Source organism: Pedococcus soli (assembly GCF_054782575.1).
In genome coordinates this window covers 455,735-475,213 of record NZ_BAAGSF010000004.1, presented here as the reverse complement: position 1 = coordinate 475,213, position 19,479 = coordinate 455,735, and the positions used below count along the sequence as shown (strand labels likewise).

At 72.2% G+C, this 19,479-nt stretch carries 22 protein-coding genes; all 22 read left to right on the top strand.

Annotation, left to right across the window (positions count from 1 at the left end):
- The first annotated feature begins 41 nt into the window (after positions 1-41).
- The 22 genes from fliD to ACYVKF_RS08175 all read left to right on the top strand — a co-directional run bounded on the left by fliD (position 42) and on the right by ACYVKF_RS08175 (position 19,473).
- Positions 42-1,919: a flagellar filament capping protein FliD gene (gene fliD, locus ACYVKF_RS08280; protein ID WP_460966105.1), complete on the top strand. Its 1,878-nt coding sequence runs from the start codon at positions 42-44 to the stop codon at positions 1,917-1,919.
- Between the two features lie 10 nt (positions 1,920-1,929).
- Positions 1,930-2,313, top strand: coding sequence for a flagellar export chaperone FliS (gene fliS, locus ACYVKF_RS08275; protein ID WP_200947867.1), 384 nt, complete (start codon positions 1,930-1,932; stop codon positions 2,311-2,313).
- Positions 2,310-2,648, top strand: coding sequence for a hypothetical protein (locus ACYVKF_RS08270; protein WP_460966104.1), 339 nt, complete (start codon positions 2,310-2,312; stop codon positions 2,646-2,648). The genes fliS and ACYVKF_RS08270 overlap by 4 nt, the downstream gene beginning before the upstream one ends.
- Positions 2,648-4,015, top strand: coding sequence for a flagellar hook-associated protein FlgK (flgK, locus tag ACYVKF_RS08265; RefSeq protein WP_460966103.1), 1,368 nt, complete (start codon positions 2,648-2,650; stop codon positions 4,013-4,015). Before ACYVKF_RS08270 ends, flgK begins: the two co-directional genes overlap by 1 nt.
- A 76-nt stretch (positions 4,016-4,091) precedes the next feature.
- Entirely contained in the window at positions 4,092-5,000 is a 909-nt protein-coding gene (flgL, locus tag ACYVKF_RS08260) for a flagellar hook-associated protein FlgL (protein ID WP_460966102.1), read from the top strand.
- A 345-nt stretch (positions 5,001-5,345) separates the two neighbouring features.
- Positions 5,346-5,702, top strand: coding sequence for a flagellar basal body rod protein FlgB (locus ACYVKF_RS08255; protein WP_056915853.1), 357 nt, complete (start codon positions 5,346-5,348; stop codon positions 5,700-5,702).
- A complete protein-coding gene (gene flgC / locus ACYVKF_RS08250) occupies positions 5,702-6,100 on the top strand; it encodes a flagellar basal body rod protein FlgC (protein WP_056915852.1) in 399 nt (132 codons plus the stop codon). The genes ACYVKF_RS08255 and flgC overlap by 1 nt, the downstream gene beginning before the upstream one ends.
- Before the next feature lie 2 nt (positions 6,101-6,102).
- Positions 6,103-6,399, top strand: coding sequence for a flagellar hook-basal body complex protein FliE (fliE, locus tag ACYVKF_RS08245; protein WP_056915851.1), 297 nt, complete (start codon positions 6,103-6,105; stop codon positions 6,397-6,399).
- Positions 6,396-7,988 carry a flagellar basal-body MS-ring/collar protein FliF gene (fliF, locus tag ACYVKF_RS08240; RefSeq protein WP_056920242.1) on the top strand — a complete coding sequence of 531 codons (1,593 nt, stop codon included), beginning with the start codon at positions 6,396-6,398 and terminating at the stop codon, positions 7,986-7,988. The genes fliE and fliF overlap by 4 nt, the downstream gene beginning before the upstream one ends.
- On the top strand, positions 7,988-9,007 hold the full coding sequence (gene fliG / locus ACYVKF_RS08235; RefSeq protein WP_056915849.1) for a flagellar motor switch protein FliG: 1,020 nt from the start codon (positions 7,988-7,990) through the stop codon (positions 9,005-9,007). The genes fliF and fliG overlap by 1 nt, the downstream gene beginning before the upstream one ends.
- Positions 8,991-9,656: a FliH/SctL family protein gene (locus tag ACYVKF_RS08230; protein WP_460966101.1), complete on the top strand. Its 666-nt coding sequence runs from the start codon at positions 8,991-8,993 to the stop codon at positions 9,654-9,656. Before fliG ends, ACYVKF_RS08230 begins: the two co-directional genes overlap by 17 nt.
- Positions 9,653-10,951 carry a FliI/YscN family ATPase gene (locus ACYVKF_RS08225; RefSeq protein WP_056915847.1) on the top strand — a complete coding sequence of 433 codons (1,299 nt, stop codon included), beginning with the start codon at positions 9,653-9,655 and terminating at the stop codon, positions 10,949-10,951. The genes ACYVKF_RS08230 and ACYVKF_RS08225 overlap by 4 nt, the downstream gene beginning before the upstream one ends.
- On the top strand, positions 10,948-11,376 hold the full coding sequence (locus ACYVKF_RS08220; protein WP_056915846.1) for a hypothetical protein: 429 nt from the start codon (positions 10,948-10,950) through the stop codon (positions 11,374-11,376). Before ACYVKF_RS08225 ends, ACYVKF_RS08220 begins: the two co-directional genes overlap by 4 nt.
- Positions 11,373-12,392 (top strand): transglycosylase SLT domain-containing protein, encoded by a 1,020-nt coding sequence (locus tag ACYVKF_RS08215; RefSeq protein WP_460966100.1) that lies wholly within the window; start codon positions 11,373-11,375, stop codon positions 12,390-12,392. The genes ACYVKF_RS08220 and ACYVKF_RS08215 overlap by 4 nt, the downstream gene beginning before the upstream one ends.
- On the top strand, positions 12,389-13,975 hold the full coding sequence (locus ACYVKF_RS08210) for a flagellar hook-length control protein FliK (protein ID WP_460966099.1): 1,587 nt from the start codon (positions 12,389-12,391) through the stop codon (positions 13,973-13,975). Before ACYVKF_RS08215 ends, ACYVKF_RS08210 begins: the two co-directional genes overlap by 4 nt.
- A gap of 8 nt (positions 13,976-13,983) precedes the next feature.
- Positions 13,984-14,475: a flagellar hook assembly protein FlgD gene (locus ACYVKF_RS08205; RefSeq protein WP_460966098.1), complete on the top strand. Its 492-nt coding sequence runs from the start codon at positions 13,984-13,986 to the stop codon at positions 14,473-14,475.
- Positions 14,476-14,478: 3 nt separating this feature from the next.
- Positions 14,479-15,723: a flagellar hook protein FlgE gene (locus ACYVKF_RS08200; protein ID WP_460966097.1), complete on the top strand. Its 1,245-nt coding sequence runs from the start codon at positions 14,479-14,481 to the stop codon at positions 15,721-15,723.
- A 269-nt stretch (positions 15,724-15,992) separates the two neighbouring features.
- Positions 15,993-16,244 (top strand): flagellar FlbD family protein, encoded by a 252-nt coding sequence (locus ACYVKF_RS08195; protein ID WP_056915841.1) that lies wholly within the window; start codon positions 15,993-15,995, stop codon positions 16,242-16,244.
- Position 16,245: 1 nt separating this feature from the next.
- Positions 16,246-17,022 (top strand): motility protein A, encoded by a 777-nt coding sequence (locus ACYVKF_RS08190; RefSeq protein WP_056915840.1) that lies wholly within the window; start codon positions 16,246-16,248, stop codon positions 17,020-17,022.
- Positions 17,019-17,936 (top strand): OmpA family protein, encoded by a 918-nt coding sequence (locus ACYVKF_RS08185; protein ID WP_460966096.1) that lies wholly within the window; start codon positions 17,019-17,021, stop codon positions 17,934-17,936. The genes ACYVKF_RS08190 and ACYVKF_RS08185 overlap by 4 nt, the downstream gene beginning before the upstream one ends.
- A gap of 2 nt (positions 17,937-17,938) precedes the next feature.
- The gene (locus ACYVKF_RS08180) at positions 17,939-18,412 is read left to right on the top strand and encodes a flagellar basal body-associated FliL family protein (protein ID WP_460966095.1); all 474 of its coding nucleotides are present in this window, start codon (positions 17,939-17,941) and stop codon (positions 18,410-18,412) included.
- Positions 18,413-18,600: 188 nt separating this feature from the next.
- Positions 18,601-19,473: a flagellar motor switch protein FliM gene (locus ACYVKF_RS08175; protein ID WP_056915837.1), complete on the top strand. Its 873-nt coding sequence runs from the start codon at positions 18,601-18,603 to the stop codon at positions 19,471-19,473.
- The last annotated feature ends 6 nt before the right edge of the window (positions 19,474-19,479 follow it).

Below are 19,479 nucleotides of genomic sequence, written 5' to 3'. Positions count from 1 at the left end.
GGCCCGCACAGCATCCCTGGCGATAGGAAGGAGGCGACACCGTGGCCTCGATCGACGGACTCGTCTCCGGACTGAACACCACCCAGATCATCAGCCAGCTGATGAGCGTGGAGCGCGCCTCGGGCAGCTACCTGACCAAGGGCAAGACCGAGAGCCAGACCATGGCGACGGTCCTCCAGGCGCTCAACGCCACCCTCACCGGCCTGCAGACCGCAGCCAAGGCGATGATCCCCGACTCCATCACCAAGGCGTCGGCCTGGACCCTGGCCACCGCGGCCTCCTCGTCCCCTGCCCTGGCCACCGCGGCGGTCGGGCCGAACGCCCAGACCGGGACCACCACCTTCACGGTCCGCAGCGTCGCCACCGCCGGTGCCTCGATCTCCTCGGGTTCGGTCGGTTCGCTGTCCAGCGCCGTGACCAACGGCCCGGTGCTGCTCGGCAAGGGCACCGCGGCACTCGGTATGGCGTCGATCGCCTCCGGGGCGCAGCTCGCCAAGGGCGCTCACACCCTGGCCGTCACCCAGTCCTCCGCCGGCGCCGCCCTCACGGGCTCGCCGCTCGCGGACACCGTCACGATCGACGCCGGGTCCAGCACCCTCTCGGTCGAGGTGGACGGAACCCCCACGTCCATCACCCTGGCGCAGGGCACCTACACGCGTGACCAGCTCGCGGCCGAGATCGGCCGTGCCTCTGGCGGAACCCTGACCGCCAGTGCTGGCCCCGACGGTGCCCTGCGCCTGGCCACCGGGCACGAGGGTTCAGCCGCCTCCCTGCGGCTCGCCTCGGCCAACGCGGCCCTCGGCCTCGCCGACACGAGCACGGTGGCGACGGGCACCGACGCCGTCGTCTCCCTCGACGGGGTGGCGACCACGGTCGCCAGCCTCACCCGTGGCAGCCAGGTCACCCTGGGCGGCGCGAACGGCGACAGCATGGTCTTCACCCTCTCGGGTGGGCTCCGTGCCGGCACCGCCAGCGCCACCGTCGTGGAGGTCGGCAACGGGGCGTCCCTCACCCAGGTGGTCTCCTCGATCAACGGCGCCGGCGCGGGCGTCCGCGCCACCGCCGTCCAGGTCTCCGCCAACGCCTACCGGCTGCAGCTGACCTCGCTCACGACGGGTTCCAGCTCCGACGTCTCGCTGGGGGAGGGAGCCTTCCCCCCGGGGCTCTCCGGCCTCGGCGGCTCGGTGGAGCTGACGGCCGGCTCCGACACCCTGCTGCGCGTGGGTACCGGTCCGGGCGCGTTCGACGTGACCTCGTCGACCACGACGGTGTCGGGCCTGCTGCCCGGCGTGACGATCACGGCGGCGAAGGCCGACCCCACCACGTCGGTGACGCTCACGGTGACCTCGGACACCGCGGGCATCGCCAACAAGATGGACGCGCTGGTCTCCGCGGCCAACTCCGCCCTGGGGTACATCGCCGACAAGTCGTCCTACGACGCGGACACCAAGACCGGCGGCCCCCTCCTCGGCAGCTCGCTCGTGCGGGACCTGTCGCAGCGGATCGCGAACTCCGCGATCGGCACGTCCTCGGACCTGCCGTCCATGGCGGGCGTCGAGGTGGGGCGCGACGGCAAGATCGCCTTCGACAAGGACGCCTTCCTCGCGGCATACACCAAGGACCCCGCCGCGGTGGAGAAGACGATGACCGCCCTGGCCACCCGGCTGTCCGACACGGCCAAGGCCGCGGCGGACCCGATCAGCGGGTACGTCACCGGCCAGATCAACCTCGAGCAGGACAAGGTCAAGGACTACACGGACCAGATCGCCAGCTTCGAGAGCCGCATGACCCTGCGGCAGCAGACGTTGCAGCGCCAGTACGCCGCGCTCGAGACCATGCTCGGCAGCCTCAAGGCGCAGAGCGAGTGGCTCACCGGGCAGCTGGCATCGCTGCCCACCCCGAACAGTGGAAAGAACTAGGAGCCCTACCGTGACCACCTCCGCGATGCTGCGGCGCCGCTACCACGGCGACGCAGTCACCACCGCCTCTCCGAACCGCCTCGTCGTCATGCTCTACGACCGGCTGCTCAAGGACCTCAACACCGCCTTCACGGCCGTCGCCGCCGGCGACATCGAGGTGGCCCACCGGAACCTGCTGCACGCGCAGGACATCGTCGCCGAGCTGTCCGGCTCCCTCGACCTGGACCTGTGGCCCGAGGGCACGCAGCTCAAGGCGCTCTACGACTACCTGACCGACCGGCTGGTGCGTGCCAACGTCACCAAGGACGCGACCTTCGTCACCGAGTGCCTCGAGGTCGTCGAGCCGCTGCGCGACGCGTTCGCCGAGGCCGCACTCGCCCCGGACCCGGCATGAGCGCCGACTCCTGGGCCGTGCGCTGGGTCGTCGCCCTGGCCCAGCTCGAGGCTGCGGTGGACGAGGGCGAGCGCCTCGTGGAGGAAGGTCGCCTCGAGGAGTTCCGGGCCCTCCCGGTGCCCGTCGTGGCCGCCGGCCTGCCCGCCGAGCTCGTCGACCGTGCCCGCACCCTGCAGGACCGCATGTCCGCCCTGACCGACCGGGTCGTGGACGCGATGGGCGCCACCCGTCGTGAGCTGGAGCTCGCGGCCACCGAGCGGGCCGACCGCCCCGAGCGGGCCGACCGTCCGGTCCGGCGCCAGTGGCAGCCGGCCTACGTGGACGCGAGGGCCTGATGTCCGGCTTCAGCAGTCTCGGCATCGGCGCCCGGGCGCTCCAAGCGGCCCAGCGCGGCCTCGAGGTCTCCGGCCAGAACATCAGCAACGTCAACACGGCCGGCTACTCCCGCCAGCGACTGGACCAGGTCGCGGCGGGAGGTTCGCCCGTTCCCGCGATGTACTCGCGCTCCACCGCCTTCGGCGACGGCGTGATGGTCCGGGGCACGGAGCGCATCCGTGACGAGTTCCTCGAGGCCCGGGCGCAGCAGGTGCGCGGCAGTGCGTCGTCGCTCACCTCCAGCGCGGCGACCCTGAAGTCCGTCGAGGGGATCTTCGGCGAGCCGAGCGACACCGGCCTGCAGGCCCAGATGGCCAGCTTCTGGAGCTCGTGGCACGACCTGGCCAACGACCCGACGAGCACGGCCCCGCGCACCCAGGTGCTCGAGGAGGCCAAGCAGCTCGCGGCGACCCTCGGGCGGACCAGCCAGCAGCTGGGCCAGCAGTGGTCCGACACGCGCGAGGCCCTGACCGTCACCATCTCCGAGGTCAACCGCACGGCGAGCGACGTGGCCCGCCTCAACGACGCCATCCGCAGCGCGAAGGTGTCCGGCGCCTCCACGAGCGAGCTCTCCGACCAGCGCGACCAGCTCGTCCTCCAGCTGGGGGAGAGCATCGGCGCGGTCGGTCGGCTCAACGACGACGGCACCGTCAGCGTGACCGTGGGAGGGAGCCAGCTCGTCAGCGGCTCACGCGCGACCGAGCTGCGGGTCGACGGTCCCACCCTGCCGGGCCAGTCCGGTCAGGTCCAGGTCTCGTGGGCCGCCAGCGGCACACCGGCGACGGTCACCGGCGGCGACGTCCAGGCCCTGACGACGGCGCTCACCACGACCATCCCCGGCTACGTCTCGGCGCTCGACTCGATCGCCGCCAAGCTGGCGACCACCGTCAACGCCCAGCAGGCGGCGGGGTACGACCGCAACGGGGCCCCCGGGGCGCCGATCTTCAGCGGCACCACCGCGGCCACGCTCACCGTCTCCATGACGGCGACCAACGGCATCGCGGCCTCGAAGGCGGCCCCACCGGCCTACGACGGCGACAACGCGTCCGCCATGGCCGGCCACCTCAACGACCCCACCGGTCCGGATGCCACCTACCGCGGCCTCATCGTCGAGCTCGGCGTGCAGTCGGCGAGCGCGTCCCGGCAGGCCGACGTCCAGGGCGTCATGCTGCGCCAGGTCGACGCGGCGCGCCTGGGCGTCTCCAGCGTCAGCCTCGACGAGGAGATGACCAACCTCATGTCGTACCAGCACGCCTACGAGGCGGCTGCCCGCTTCGTCAGCGTGATCGACCAGGCCATGGATTCCCTCATGAACATGGCTCGCTGACCGATAGGTCTATTGACAGCACGGCCCACCCGACCACCCACCCGACCACGAGCCACGAGAGCACCGGAGACCCGACATGACCCGCGTCACGCCTGCCACCTTGAACAGTGGCGTGATGGCCGGGCTGCAGAGCAGCCTGAGCCGGTTGCAGCAGACCCAGGAGCAGCTCTCCTCGGGTCGTCGGCTGAGCCGCCCGTCGGACTCGCCGGTCGACACCGTGGCGGCCATGCAGCTGCGGGCGGAGCGCAAGCAGTCCGACCAGCTGGCCCGCAACATCGACGACGGCATGGCCTGGCTCAACACCTCCGACCAGGCGCTCAGCCAGACCAACACGGTCCTCACCCGGATCCGCTCGCTCGTGCTCGCGGGCAGCAACAGCACGAACGGCCCCGACGAGAGGCGCGCCATGGCAACAGAGGTCGACCAGCTGCGGGAGGCCGTACTCGGGATGGCCAACACGCAGTACCTCGGGCGTCCCGTCTTCGCCGGCACCCAGGACACCGCCACCGCCTTCGACCCCGGGACCGGGGCCTACACGGGCAACACCGCCACGGTGAAGCGCACCGTGTCCCCCGACTCCGGGTCGGGCACCCTGGCCGTCAGCGTCACCGGCGACCAGGCCTTCACGACCTTGCTCCACGACCCCTCGGCGGCCGGTGGCGCCGGTGTCCTCGAGCGCATCAGCAACGCCCTGCGCAGCGGCGACCCCACCGCGATGGACGCCGCGCTCGACGACCTCGACACCGCCTCGGAGGCGCTGCGCTCGACGCAGACCACCGTGGGTGCCCGGACCAACCGCCTGCTCACCGTCCAGGCCAACGGCGAGGTCCGCTCCGACGCGGTCGCCGCGAAGCTCGCCAGCGTCGAGGGCATCGACCTGGCCAAGACGATCACCGACCTCACCCTCCAGCAGACCGCCTACCAGGCGGCCCTCGGTGCGGCGGCCAAGGTCGTGCAGCCCTCCCTGATGGACTTCCTGCGCTGACCCGTATGGTGCCCGCGCGCCCCTGACCGGGCCCGGCGCCATACCGCTGCGGCCGGGTGCCGACCGGTGCGCCGCCGGCTCGCTGGACGCGGACCTGCCGAGGACGCACTAGCGGGAACGCCGCGGCATTGCGGCTGTTTGCCCCCTTCTCCTCCGGCCGTCGTGCCCGAGATGGGCCGAACGGTTGATCTTCGTCCCTGACGGCGTTTCGCGCTCAGGTCGACGGGGGCGGTGCCGATGTGGGGACTGGCCATGGATGGCCATCGCCGCCAAGGACGTGTGGCAACACCACGACGTGTCCTTGTCACCCGCCCCCACGCGCGGCGAACGCCCTCCAGGAGAGCCATGATCGACCCGATTGGCGACACCACGATGCGCGCCCTCGGGCAGGCGCTGAACGGCCTGTCCCTGCGTCAGCGCACCATCGCCGACAACATCGCGAACGTCGACACCCCCCGCTTCCTGGCCGGCAAGGTCGACTTCGAGAGCAGCCTGATCTCCGCACTCAGCAACGGCTCCGACCCCGCATCTGCCGCTCCGACGTCTGCGCGTTCGCTCGAGCCCACCCGTGAGAACGGCAACAACGTCAACCTCGACGAGGAGACCCTCGCCGGTGCCGAGACCGGGCTGACCTACCAGCTGGGCGTCCAGGCCATGACCGACCACTTCCAGCGCATGCGCATCGCGATGGGGAGCGCCTGATGGGCCTGTTCGGTGCGATGAACATCGCCGGGTCCGGCCTCGTCCTGCACCGCAAGTGGATGGACGCGGTGTCGGACAACATCGCCAACATCAACACCGTCCGCCCGACCAGCGGCAACGCCTTCCAGGCGCGTTACGTCGTGGCCCAGGCCGACGGGTACGGCAAGCCCGAGGGCGTCCAGGTCGCCGGTGTCGAGTTCGGCAGCGCCGAGGGCCGCATGGTCTACCAGCCCGGCCACCCGCTCGCCGACGCCGACGGCTACGTCAAGCTCCCCGACATCGACATGTCCGACCAGATGACCCAGCTGATCATGGCCCAGCGCGGCTACCAGGCGAACCTCGCCGTGGTCGAGCGTGCGCAGGCCGCCTACCAGCAGGCCATCGGGCTGGGCCGCTGACCATGGTCATCCCTCCCATCTCCTCGATCGGCGCCCTGCCGCCGGTCACCGCCACCGCCCCCACCGCGGCGGCGAACCCGGCCGGCTTCAGCAACGCCCTCGAACAGGGCCTCGAGAAGCTCCAGTCCCTGCACCAGACGAGCGACAAGATGGCCGTCCAGGCGGTCACCGGTCAGCTCCAGGACGTGCACCAGTACACGATCGCCGCCAATGAGGCCGCCGTCGCCACCCAGCTGACCGTCGCCGTGCGCAACAAGGCCGTCGAGGCGTTCACCGAGATCATGAGGATGCCGATGTGAACGGCTTCGACCCGAAGGCCCTCCTGGGCCGCTTCAACAGGTTGTTCGGCGGCTTCACGCCGGGGCAGCGCGTCGTCACGGCCGTGGCGGCGCTCGCCGTCGTCGTCGGTGGCGTCATGTTCGTCTCGTGGGTGTCCAAGCCCAGCTACGCACCGGTGTTCACCGGCCTCAGCTCGGCCGACGCCGCCGCGATCACCGCCAAGCTCACGGACTCGGGCGAGCCGTACCAGCTCGCCGACGGCGGCCAGACCGTCATGGTCCCGCAGGCCGACGTCTACCAGACCCGCATCACCCTGTCGGGCGAGGGGCTGCCGGCCGGCGACTCGAACTCGCAGGGCTACTCGCTGCTGGACAAGCAGAGCATGACCAGCAGCGACTTCCAGCAGAAGGTCACCTACCAGCGCGCCCTCGAGGGCGAGCTCTCCAAGACCATCGAGTCGATCGAGGGTGTGCAGGCCGCGGTCGTGCACCTCGCCGTCCCGCAGGACGACGTGTTCACCACCGACGCCGCCAAGCCCACCGGTTCGGTGCTGGTCAAGACCGCGCCCGGCACCAACCTCTCGTCGACGATGGTCGACTCGATCGTCCACCTGGTCGCAGGATCCGTGGCCAAGCTCGACCCCGCCCAGGTGACCGTCGCCGACGCCAGCGGCAAGGTGCTCAACGCCGCCGGTGAGAACGGTGGCGGGTCGGCCGGCGCCGACGCCCGCCAGTCCCAGCAGATCGCCGTGTCCGACGCCACCGCCGCCGCGGTGCAGTCGATGCTCGACAAGGTCGTCGGCCCCGGCAAGGCCGTCGTCCGGGTCGACGCCCAGCTCAACTTCGACCAGCAGACGATCGACCGCCAGGAGTACGTCCCGACCAAGCCGAACACCACGCTCACGCAGACCAAGAGCAAGGAGACCTACAACGGCGCCGGTGGCGCCCCGGTCGGTGGGGTCCTCGGCCCCGACAACGTCGGCACCGGGACCACGGGCTCCGGCAAGAACAACTACGTCAAGGAGGACTCGACCCAGACGAACGCCGTCGGCACCCTCAAGGAGCAGACGACCACGGCGCCCGGCAAGATCCAGCGGCTGAGCGTCGCGGTCCTGCTCGACGCCAAGTCGGCGGGCTCGGTCGACCAGACGCAGCTGAGCTCGCTGGTCTCGGCCGCGGCCGGCCTCGACCCCAAGCGTGGCGACGTCGTCCAGGTCAGCCAGATGGCCTTCGACACCACGGCCGCGGCCACGGCCAAGAAGGAGCTCGACGCGGCGGCCGCCGACAAGAAGCGCGCCGACATGATCAGCCTGGGCAAGACCGTCGGGCTCGGCGTCCTCATCCTGCTCGCCCTCGTCATCGGCCTCCTGCGCTCGCGTCGCCGTGGCGGACCGGCCGCCCCGCAGGAGATCGAGGTGTACCGGGTCCCGACCGGACCGGCGCCCGTCGACGCCCTGCTGGAGCAGGCGGAGTCGCGCTCGGCAGCACCGCACCGCGAGAGCGCCGGCGAGCTGCGTGCGCAGTCCCGCGAGACCATCGGCACCCTGGCGCGCGAGCGCCCCGACGACGTGGCCCGCCTCCTGCGCGGCTGGATCGCGGACGGCAGCTGATGACCGTGATGACGACGGAGCTCACCGGGCTCCGCAAGGCGGCCGTGCTCCTGGTGCAGCTCGGCAGCGAGGACTCCGCGCACGTCCTGCGTTCGTTGCGCCCCAGCGAGGTCGAGGCCCTCACGGCCGAGATTGCCCGGCTCGACGGCGCCGACCTGCACACGCAGGACGTCGTGCTCGGCGAGTTCACCTCGATGGTCCGCGCCCAGGAGTACTACGTCCAGGGTGGCATCGAGCTGGCCGAGGAGATGCTCGTCAAGACCCTCGGCCCCGAGCGCGCCAAGGACGTCCTGTCCCGCCTGAACACCTCCCTCTCGCAGACGCCGTTCGCGTTCCTGCGCCGCGTCGACGCGCGCCTGCTGCTGACGTACCTGCAGGACGAGCACCCGCAGACCATCTCGCTCGTGCTCGCCCACATGGCCACCGACCAGGCCGCCATCCTGCTCAGCGGTCTCCCGGAGGAGATGCAGGCCGACGTCGCGCACCGCCTGGCCGTCATGGACCGCACCGCACCCGAGATCGTGCGGCAGGTCGAGAGCCACCTCGAGCACCGCCTGGCCAACCTCGTGCAGAGCTCGGACTACACGTCGGTCGGGGGCCTCGGCCCGCTCGTCGGCATCATCAACAGCTCCGAGCGCTCGACCGAGCGGCTCATCCTCGAGGGCCTCGAGCAGCGCGACCCCGAGCTCGCCGAAGAGGTCCGGGCACAGATGTTCATGTTCGAGGACATCGTCAACCTCGACGACCGGGCGGTCCAGGCCGTGCTGCGCCAGGCCGACACCAAGCAGCTGGCCCTGGCCCTGAAGGGTGTCTCGACCGAGGTGCGGGACAAGATCACGCGCAACATGTCCGAGCGTGCGGGCGCCGGCCTCGTCGAGGAGATCGAGGTCATGGGCCCGGTCCGGCTCAAGCAGGTCGAGGAGGCGCAGGCCGTCATCATCCGCCTGATCCGCTCCCTCGAGGAGTCCGGCGACATCATCGTCTCGCGCGGGGGTGGCGGCGATGACCTCGTCCTCTGACCTGCGTCCCGCGACGGTGCTGCTGCGCAGCTCCGCCACGGCCGGGGTGCGTCCCGCCCTGTTCTCGACCCGCCAGCTCAGCCACGCCTCGGGTGTCGTGGGAGCCGGCTCCGTGTCGTCCCAGCAGTTCGAGGAGGGGCGCGACGCCGGGTACCAGGAGGGCCTGCTCGCGGCAGCCCGCGAGCAGGAGCTCTGGGTCGAGCAGGCCGCGGCCCGCGAGCAGGCCGCCCGGGCCGAGCGCGACCGCCGGTTCGCCGCCGAGCTCGACGCCCTGCGGGCCGCCGTCGCCGACGCGACCGCGTCCGCGACCGTGGCTGACGTGTATGCGGTCGCCGTGCCGATGGCGGTCGAGATCGCCGAGGCCCTGGTGGGCCACCACCTGCGCGTCGACGACTGCGCCGCCCGCGACGCGGTCGAGCGCGCCCTCGTCGGCATCCCGCGGGGCTCCGACGTGACGGTGCACGTCCACCCCGACGAAACCGAGCTGACCCCCGACTCCCTCGCGGACCTCGTGCCCGGCTGCGCCGTGCACGTCGTCCCGGACGCCTCCGTCGAGCGCGGTGGCTGCCTCGTCGACATCGGCGACCGCACCATCGACGCCCAGCTGGGCACGGCGCTCGCCCGGGTCCGGGAGGTGCTGTCCTCGTGAGCCCCGTCCTCGACGACCTGCTGCGTGCCGCCCGGCCCCGCGTGACCGGGCGGGTGACCCGTGCCCTCGGTGTGGGCATCGAGGTCTCCGGTCTCGACGTCGCCGTGGGTGAGGCGGTCGAGGTCCTGGGCGACCAGGGCCCGATCCTCGCCGAGGTCGTCGCGCTCGACGGCGACGCCGCGCGCTGCCTGCCCGTCTCCGACCTGCGCGGTGTCCGCCGCGGCGCCGTCGTCGCCTCCACCGGTGGCCCCCTCCGGGTCCCGGTCGGGGCCGGACTGATCGGCCGCGTGGTCGACGCCCTCGGCCGGCCCATCGACGGCGGGCCGGCCCTGTCCGACGTGACGTGGGAGACCTCGGACGGCACGCCCCCGCCGGCCATGACCCGCGACCGGATCGACACCCAGCTCGGCCTCGGCATCCGTGCCATCGACACCCTCGTGCCGTGCGGTCGTGGCCAGCGCATGGGCATCTTCGCCGGGTCCGGCGTCGGCAAGTCCAGCCTGCTCTCGATGATGGTCCGCGGCACCGAGGCCCCGGTCTGCGTGCTCGCCCTGGTCGGTGAGCGCGGTCGCGAGGTGCGCGAGTTCGTCGAGCACGACCTCGGCCCCGAGGGCCTCGCGCGGGCGGTCGTCGTCGTGGCGACCTCCGACGAGCCGGCCCTCGTGCGCCTGCACGCCGCCTTCACCGCCACCCGCATCGCCGAGTGGTTCCGCGACCAGGGCCAGGACGTCCTGCTCTGCATGGACAGCGTCACCCGCGTGGCCATGGCGCAGCGCGAGGTGGGCCTCGCCGCGGGTGAGCCACCGGCCACGCGCGGCTACCCGCCGTCGGTGTTCGGCCTGCTGCCGCGCCTGCTCGAGCGTGCCGGCACCTCCCACTCCGGCAGCATCACCGGCCTCTACACGGTGCTCGTCGAGGGCGACGACATGAACGACCCCATCGCCGACTCCGTCCGCTCGATCCTGGACGGCCACATCGTCCTCGACCGCCGGCTGGCGACCTCGGGCCACTTCCCCTGCATCGACGTCCTCGAGTCGGTCTCGCGGACCACCCGTGCCCTCACCGACGGGCCGCAGCGGGCGGCCGCGTCGTCCCTGCGCCAGCTGCTGGCAGCCCGTCGCGACGCCAAGGACCTGGTCGAGATCGGCGCCTACGTCGCAGGGAGCAACCCGCTGGTCGACCGTGCCCTGCAGTTCTCCGCCCCCATCGACCTGTTCCTGCGCCAGGACCTCGACGACGTCGCCGACCTCGGTGAGAGCTGGTCGGCCCTGCACCAGCTGGCAGGTGCGATGTGACCGCCCGTCGTGACCGCCTCGCCGTCGTGCTGAAGGTGCGCAAGATCCAGGAGGAGCGCCGTCAGGCCGATCTCTCCCGTGCCCTCGCCGACGCCGCCGTGGCCCAGGGCCACGCGGACGCTGCCCTCGAGCGCTACACCGACGTCACGCAGGCCCCCCAGGTGCTGGGTGCCGCGGCGTTCGTCGCTGCCCGCGCCCTGGCCAGTGGCCGCGCCGAGCAGGTCGCCGTCGCCACGAGCCGGCACGAGCTGGCCGTCGGCGAGAGCGACCGGGCGCGGGCGCTGCTCACCGAGGCGATGACCCGCACCTCGGGTCTCGAGCGCCTCGTCGAGCGCGAGGACTTCATCGCCCTCCGCGGGCTGCTGGCCGCCGACCAGCGGGCTGCCGAGGAGAGCGCCGGCGCGCTGAAGCGAGGCCTCTCATGAGCATCGACACCGTCGGCCCCGCGGGCGCGCTCGCGCGGATCGCTGCCATCCAGAGCCGGTTCACCGTCGCGGCCCCGACCGCGACCACGAGCACCTCGGCGACGTCCGCCGCCGCCACGACCGCCACCTCCGGGTCGACCGCGACGTCCTTCGACGACGTGCTCGGTAGCGCCCTCGACCAGGTCAAGGCCCTTCAGGCGCAGTCGATCTCGGGTGCCTCGAGCACCGGTGGCGACCTCGGTGCCCGGGCGGTGGACGCCGCGAAGAAGTACCTCGGCGTCCCCTACGTGTGGGGCGGCACCGACCCGGCGAAGGGCCTCGACTGCTCCGGCCTGGTGCAGCGGGCGTACGCCGACGTGGGCGTGACCCTGCCCCGTGTCGCCGCCGACCAGGCGCGGATGGGGACGGCCGTGCCGGACCTCGCCCACGCGCGGCCCGGGGACCTCGTCGCCTTCGGCAGCCCCGTCGACCACATCGGCATCTACGTCGGCGACGGCAAGATGGTGGTGGCCCCGCGGGCCGGCCAGGACGTCAAGATCCAGGACGTCTACCGCACCCCCACGGCCATCCGGCGCATCGCGGCGCCGGCCGACCCGTCCTCCGCCGCCGTGGGTGGCACGGGTGGCCCGGCCGGTGTGCCGGCCCAGCTCAAGAGCCTGTTCGCCAGCGCCGCCCAGCGGTATGACGTCCCGGTCGCCCTGCTCACGTCGGTCGCCAAGGCCGAGAGCGGCTTCAACCCGAACGCCGTCAGCCCCGCCGGTGCGGTGGGCCTCATGCAGCTGATGCCCGCCACCGCTCGGGGCCTCGGGGTCGACCCGCGCAACCCGGCGCAGGCCATCGACGGTGCGGCGCGCCTGCTCGCCAGGCACCTCGACACCTTCGGGTCCACCTCGCTGGCGGTCGCCGCCTACAACGCCGGCCCCGGTGCCGTGCAGCGGTACGGCGGTGTGCCGCCCTACCGGGAGACCCAGCAGTACGTGCAACGCGTGATCGGCTACATGGGAGGTGCCGCGTGACCCGCGTCGAGATGTTCCCCGTCGCCCCGGCGACCCCCGCCACCGCACCGGTCGGCGGCCGCAACGCCGACGACGGTGCGGGCTTCGAGGTGGCCATCCGCTCCCAGCTCGACTCCGGTCGCGGTGTCCACGCCCGCGACCGGGTCGACCCAGCGGACCCCCGTGGCCGTTCCACCGTGAGCGAGCGCAGCCAGCGCCCCACTCCTGACTCGGTGTTCGAGCGCCCGGACCGTCCGATCCAGTCGGACCGCACGGACCGCACCGACCACCCGCACCACCCGATCCGTCCCGGCCACCCTGGCCACCCCGCGCGGTTCGAGCGGCCGACCCGGGACGAGTCCCCGGCCGGGCCCGTCCACGGCAAGGACCCCTCCGCGAGCTCGTCGAAGGGCGCAGGGGACTTCGTCGCCCGCGCGTCGCAGCCGTCCTCCGACGCAGACCACGCCCCCGAGCCCGGCACGACGACGGCCGTCGGTACCCCGACGACCGGGGGCGAGGCGACGGTCGTCGCGGCGGGTGCGACCTCGTCCGCGACGTCCACCCCGAGCGCCTCCACGCCGGGTGCCCCCGACGGCACGTCCGCCGTCGCCGCGGCGACCCAGGCCGAGGCGACCGCTGCCACCGACGCCGTCCCCACCGGTGCCGGTGACGTGGCGGCAGGGGCCCCGGCTGCGGACACGACTGACGCCGACCAGGTCGCGGCTCGACCCGAGGGCGGCCAGCCCGGTGGAGCCCAGTCAGGTGGCACCCAGTCCGGTGGCACCCAGTCCGGGACCGGGCAGGGCGGCGCCGGTCAGCAGGGTTCCGGCCAGTCCGAGGGCCCCGTCCCGACCCTCGTGCACGGCCGTCCGGCATCCCTCGGTGGCGTCGCCTCGTCACGCGCCGACGCCGGCACGGACACCTCGGTGACGGGGGCGGCGCCGACCGGCCAGGTCACGCCCGTCGACGCTGCCACCGTGCCGGTCACGGCGGGCGTCGCCCCGGCCCTTGCCGCGGCGACGGTCACCTCGGGACTCACCTCCACGGCCGCAGCCGATGCCGCAGCGGCGGCATCGGCGACCGCGCCGGCCGCGCCCGCCACCGGCACCACCGCCGCGGCCCCCGCGGCGACGGCCCCGGCAGCCAACCCCGTGGTGCCGCTGCCCCCGCAGGCGCAGGTGCTCAGCGCGGTGTCGCCCCTGCTGACCGGTCCGGACGGGACGCACCGCGTCACCGTGCACCTCGAGCCCGAGAACCTCGGCAAGGTCCGGGTCCAGCTCTCGCTCAGTGGGGGAGAGGTGGCCCTGCACCTCATCGCCGCCGACGCCGCCACCCGGGAGACGCTGCGACAGGGGCTGCCGGAGCTGCGGGCGCAGCTCGAGCAGTCCGGCCTGCGGACGGCGGAGATGGACGTCCAGTCCGGACCCTCCGACCTCTTCGGCCAGGCCGGGGCGGGTGCCGGCACCAGCGGTGGCCACGCGCCGCGGACCGGGCACGGCGCCATACCGCACCACCGCACGACCACCGCCGACACCGCCCTGCCGAGCCCGAGCCCCACCACCCGCTCCCTGTCCCACGACGTCGCCCTCGACGTCAGAATGTGAGCCCGTCCATGACGACCCCGATCGGTTCGAACCCCGCGGCCACGGCCGCGGCGTTCAACGCCCAGGCTGCGGCCAACGCGGCCGCGGCGACCCAGGGAACCTCGAAGACGTCGACCGGCAACGAGATGACCGGCGACGCGTTCCTCAAGCTGCTCGTCGCCCAGCTGAAGTACCAGGACCCGAGCAAGCCCGTGGACAGCGCCGCCTTCATGGCGCAGACCGCGCAGATGCAGATGGTCGAGACCCTGCACGAGCTCGTGGCCCAGAACGCCGCCGTCATCGCCGGCCAGAACAGCCTCAACGCCCTGACCCTCGTGGGCCAGCACGTCACCTACTCCGTGGGCAGTGCCACTGCCACCGGCACCGTCGACTCGGTCAAGCTCACCGCTGCCGGGCCGAAGCTCATCGTCAACCACACCGAGGTGCCGCTCAGCACCGTCACCGAGGTCGGCACCGCCACCTCGTCCACGTCTTCCGCCCCCACCACCGCAAAGGACTGACCCATGCTTCGCTCCCTCTTCTCCGCCGTCTCCGGTCTGCGCAGCCACCAGACGATGATGGACGTCATCGGCAACAACATCGCCAACGTCAACACCACGGGCTACAAGTCCGGCCAGACGGTCTTCGAGGACACCCTGAGCCAGGCCGTGCGCAACGCCGGTGGCGCCTCCCAGGGTGGCGGCGGCACGAACGCGGCCCAGGTCGGCCTCGGTGTGCGGGTCGCCGGCATCGCCACGAACTTCAGCCAGGGCAGCACCCAGGTGACCGGCCGCCAGGGCGACATGGCCATCCAGGGCGACGGCTTCTTCGTCGTCCAGAAGGACGGCCAGGCGATGTACACCCGTGCCGGGTCGTTCTCGTTCGACTCGCTGGGCAACCTGACCACGCCGGAGGGTGCCACCGTCCAGGGCTGGCCCGCCGCCAACGGCGTCATCAACACCAACGCCTCGACGAGCGGTCTCAAGCTGCCGTTCGGCCAGGTCCTCGCGCCGACGGCCACGGGCACCATCGACATCGGTGGCAACCTGCCGTCCGACGCGGCCAACGGCGCCAGCGTCACCCACAGCATCGACATCTTCGACGCCCAGGGCCGGACCATCCCCGCCTCGACGACGTACACCAAGACCGGCACCAACGCCTGGACCGCGACGACGACCGTCCCCGGCGCCAACGGCAGCCCGGTCACCGTCGGCACGACGAACCTCACGTGGAACCAGACCAACCAGAAGTTCAACACCGACACCATGACCCTCGGCCGCGCCGCCATGGCGACCGCGGGCTACACCTTCCCCGGCGACGTCACGATGAGCATCGGTGGCGACGCGACGCCGCTGACGCAGTTCGCCGGCTCCAGCTCGGCCACCGCCCGCACCCAGGACGGCTCGACCATGGGCCAGCTGCAGAGCTTCACGATGGACACCAGCGGCATCCTCGTGGGCGTCTTCTCCAACGGCCTCACCGAGAAGCTCGGCCAGGTCGCGATCGCGAACTTCGCCAACCCCGGTGGCCTCGAGAAGGCCGGGGACTCGATGTACCGCGGCAGCGCCAACTCCGGCCAGGCCCAGGTCGGCGTCGCCGGCACCGGCGGTCGCGGCCAGCTCAACAGCGGCGTCCTCGAGATGAGCAACGTCGACCTGGCCCAGGAGTTCACCAACCTCGTGGTCGCCCAGCGCGGCTTCCAGGCGAACTCCCGCGTCATCTCCGCCTCCGACGAGATCCTCCAGGACCTGGTCAACCTCAAGCGCTGAGCCTGGCGCTGGACCACCCACCGCGGGCGGTGGGGTGCGGGAGAGCCGCGCCCCACCGCCCGTCGTCGTGCCCGGGGTCGGGAGGGTCGTCGTGCCCACCGCTGGGCCAGTGGCCGGCCCGGCGCCATACCCCGCCGGTCCGGTCCGCCGCCTGCGTCCCTTTCCGGACGTGGGCACCCAAAGCCCCTCAGGTATGGCGCGGGGCTGCCGATAAGAGGGGTGCGCGCCACGGATGGTCGCGCTTGTTTGGACCCAAGGACGGACGCACCATGATCGCTGTCACGCGCCGAAACGGCACATGTTTCGCACTCAACCCTGACCTCATCGAGCGGGTCGAGGCCACCCCCGACACCGTCATCACCCTCGTGGGTGGGACGCGCTACGTGGTGACCGAGTCGGTCGAGCAGGTCGTGGCCGAGGTGCGCGACTTCCGGGCCGCGGTCATCTCCGCCGCCGACTTCGTCCAGCACTCACCGTCGCAGCGGGCAGGCCTGCACGCCGTCCGGGACTCGGACATCTGAGATGGAGATCGCAACCCTTCTCGGCATCGTCGTCGTCTTCGGGGCGGTCGTCGCCTCCCTCATCATGGAGGGCGCCTCGCCGACCTCCATCCTCCTGCTCCCGCCGATCATCCTCGTCTTCGTGGGCAGCATCGGTGCCGCCATGGCCGGTGGGTTCATCACCGACATGGGGCTGATCTTCAAGCAGCTCACCCTGGCGTTCACCGCCAAGGAGCCCAAGAGCGACGAGGTCGTCGCCGAGCTCGTCTCCATGGCGGACACCGCCCGCCGCGAGGGCCTGCTGGCCCTGGAGGAGCGGGCCCGCAGCATCGAGGACCCCTTCCTCAAGGACGGGATCGAGATGACGGTGGACGGCACCGACGGTGACGAGATCTACGACGTCCTGCACACCCAGATCGCCACCCGTCGCAAGCGCGACAAGCTCGGCATCAAGTTCTTCGCCGACATGGGCGGCTACGCGCCGACCATCGGCATCATCGGCACCGTCATCGGCCTGATCCACGTCCTGGGCAACCTGGGCGCACCGGAGAAGCTCGGCGAGCTCATCGCCAGCGCCTTCGTCGCCACCCTCTGGGGCGTCATGAGCGCCAACGTCATGTGGCTGCCGATCTCGAGCAAGCTCAAGCGCGTCAGCGAGGCGGAGATCGCCCACATGGAGCTGCTGCTCGAGGGCGTCCTCGCGATCCAGTCGGGCACCAGCCCACGGGTCGTCGAGAAGCGGCTCCGCGCAGCCCTGGCCGACGGAGGCGGTGGCGACGTCGCTGCCGAGGCCGCATGAGCGCCCGGGCCGGTGGCGGTCGCCGCCGGGCCGAGGAGCACGAGGAGCCCGAGCACGAGAACGCCGAGCGGTGGCTCCTCAGCTACGCCGACATGATCACCCTGCTCATGGCGCTGTTCATCGTGCTGTTCGCCATCAGCCAGGTCGACCAGGCCAAGCTCATCGCCCTGTCGAACGGGCTCGAGCAGTACTTCGGTGAGCCGGCGGCGGTGTCCGCGTCGACGGGCATCCTCAACGGTGGTGTCCAGGGCCAGCCCGACAGCAAGGCGATCGGTCCGACGCCCCCGGAGAGCATCGTCCCGGTCCTCGTGAAGCCCAGCACGTCGGGCGAGGCCTCCGACGCCGGCAAGGGTGCGGGCAAGGGCGCCGGCACCGGCACCGGGAAGTCCCAGAAGGACGACCTCACCGCCATCCGGGACCGCATCGCGAAGTCGCTGGCGGCCAAGGGCCTGTCCGGGTCGGTGCAGTTCCAGGTGCGCGACCACGGCCTCGTCGTCAACGTCGTCACCGACCGCGTGCTGTTCGACGCCGGCGAGGCGACCCTGCGGCCCGAGGGGCGCAAGGTGCTCGACGCCGTCGCCCCGATCCTCAAGACCCTGCCCAACGAGCTCACCGTCGAGGGGCACACCGACAACGTGCCGATCACGGGCCAGTTCCCCTCCAACTGGGAGCTGTCGACGGAGCGGGCGACCACGGTGCTGCGGTACGTCCTCAGCCGCGGGGTCGCCGGCTCGAAGATCTCGGCCTCCGGGTACGCCGATCAGCGCCCGCTGTCCTCCAACGCCACGGCCGCCGGCCGGGCCCGCAACCGCCGGGTCGCGATCGTCGTGCACGCCCTGCCCGAGTCCACCGTGCAGACCACCTCCAAGTCCGCCTCGTCCATCCCGTCCATCCCGTCCATCCCAGGAGACTGACCATGAGCGCCACCGCCACCGCCACCGCGCCGGCCCCTGTGGCCGCCGCCCCCGAGCCCAAGGGCAAGAGCAAGAAGCTCCTGATCATGATCGTCGTGGGCGTCCTCGTCCTCGGCGGCGCCGGGTACTGGTTCTTCCTGCGTCCCTCCGGCGACAGCGAGGCCGCCAAGGCGCCCGTCCCCGGCAAGGTCGCCGACCTCGAGCCACTCACCCTGAACCTCGCCGATGGCCGTTTCCTCAAGGTCGGGCTGTCCCTGCAGCTGTCCGCGGACGCGAGTGCCGGTCACGGCGCCGACGAGTTCAACGGCGCCAAGGCGCGCGACGCGGCCATCCAGATCTTCGGCCAGCGCACGTACGCCCAGCTCCTGGCACCCAAGGGGCGCGAGGCCGCCCGCAAGGCGCTCGACACCGAGGTGAAGCACCGGTACGAGGGCGAGGTCCTCAAGGTGTACCTCACCGAGTTCGTCATGCAATGACCCCCTGACCCGGGTGGGGACGCGTGAGGTCCCCCGTCCACGCGCCCCCACCCGAACAGCTCCACCGCACCGCCGCCCACCGCGGCGGTGGTCACCCGGCCAGAGCCGCCTCCCTCGTGGGGTCGTCCTTTCGGCCGGGTTCTGGACAAAGCCTCAGGTGGGCACCCCACCTGCCGATCTGGGGCTTCGTGAGTGCCGAGCCGTTGTCCTACGACTTCCGCAGTCCGGGCCGGCTCAGTCGTGAGCGGGTGCGGGCCCTGCAGGTCGCGAACGAGACCTTCGCCCGTCAGCTGTCGACGGTGCTCTCGACGACCCTGCGGACCGTGGTCCACGCCCGCGTGCTCTCCGTGCGCCAGGTGACCTACGACGAGTACATCCGCACCGTGCCCAACCCCAGCCTCCTGGCGGTCCTCTCCTTCGAGGAGCAGCCCGGCACCGCGCTCTTCCAGCTGCCGATGGGCGTCGTCATGAGTGTCATCGACCGGCTGCTGGGCGGCGCCGGCGGCAGGGTCCAGCCGATCCGTGCCCTGAGCGACATCGAGACCACCCTCGTGCGTGACCTCGTGCAGCGGGTCGCCGCCGAGCTGACGTATGCGTTCGAGAGCCTGGCGCCCGTCCGTGCCGGCCTCGAGACGCTCGAGTCCAACACCCAGTTCCTCCAGGTCGCCGTGCCCGCGGACCCCGTGGTGGCCAGCGAGGTCGAGGTGCGCATCGGCGACCAGGCCGCGACCGCCACCCTCTGCATGACCCTCGCCACGCTCAAGCCGATCCTCGCGTCCGTCGACGCGCTGTCGGCCGTGGCCGCCGCCGACAGCCGCGTCCTTGCTGCGGCCCGCGTGGTCGAGGCCCGCCTCCAGCAGGTCGAGATCGACGTCACCGTGGCCTTCCGCGAGGTGACGCTCACCTCTGCGGAGGTCTTCTCGCTCGCGGTCGGCGACATCGTCCCGCTGCGCCACCCCGTGGCCGAACCGCTCCTCGTCGCCGCGGACGGCGTCCCCGTCGCCTCGGCCACCCCCGGCAGCCACGGCAAGCGGCTCGCCGCCCAGATCGTCACCCCCTGATCCCCG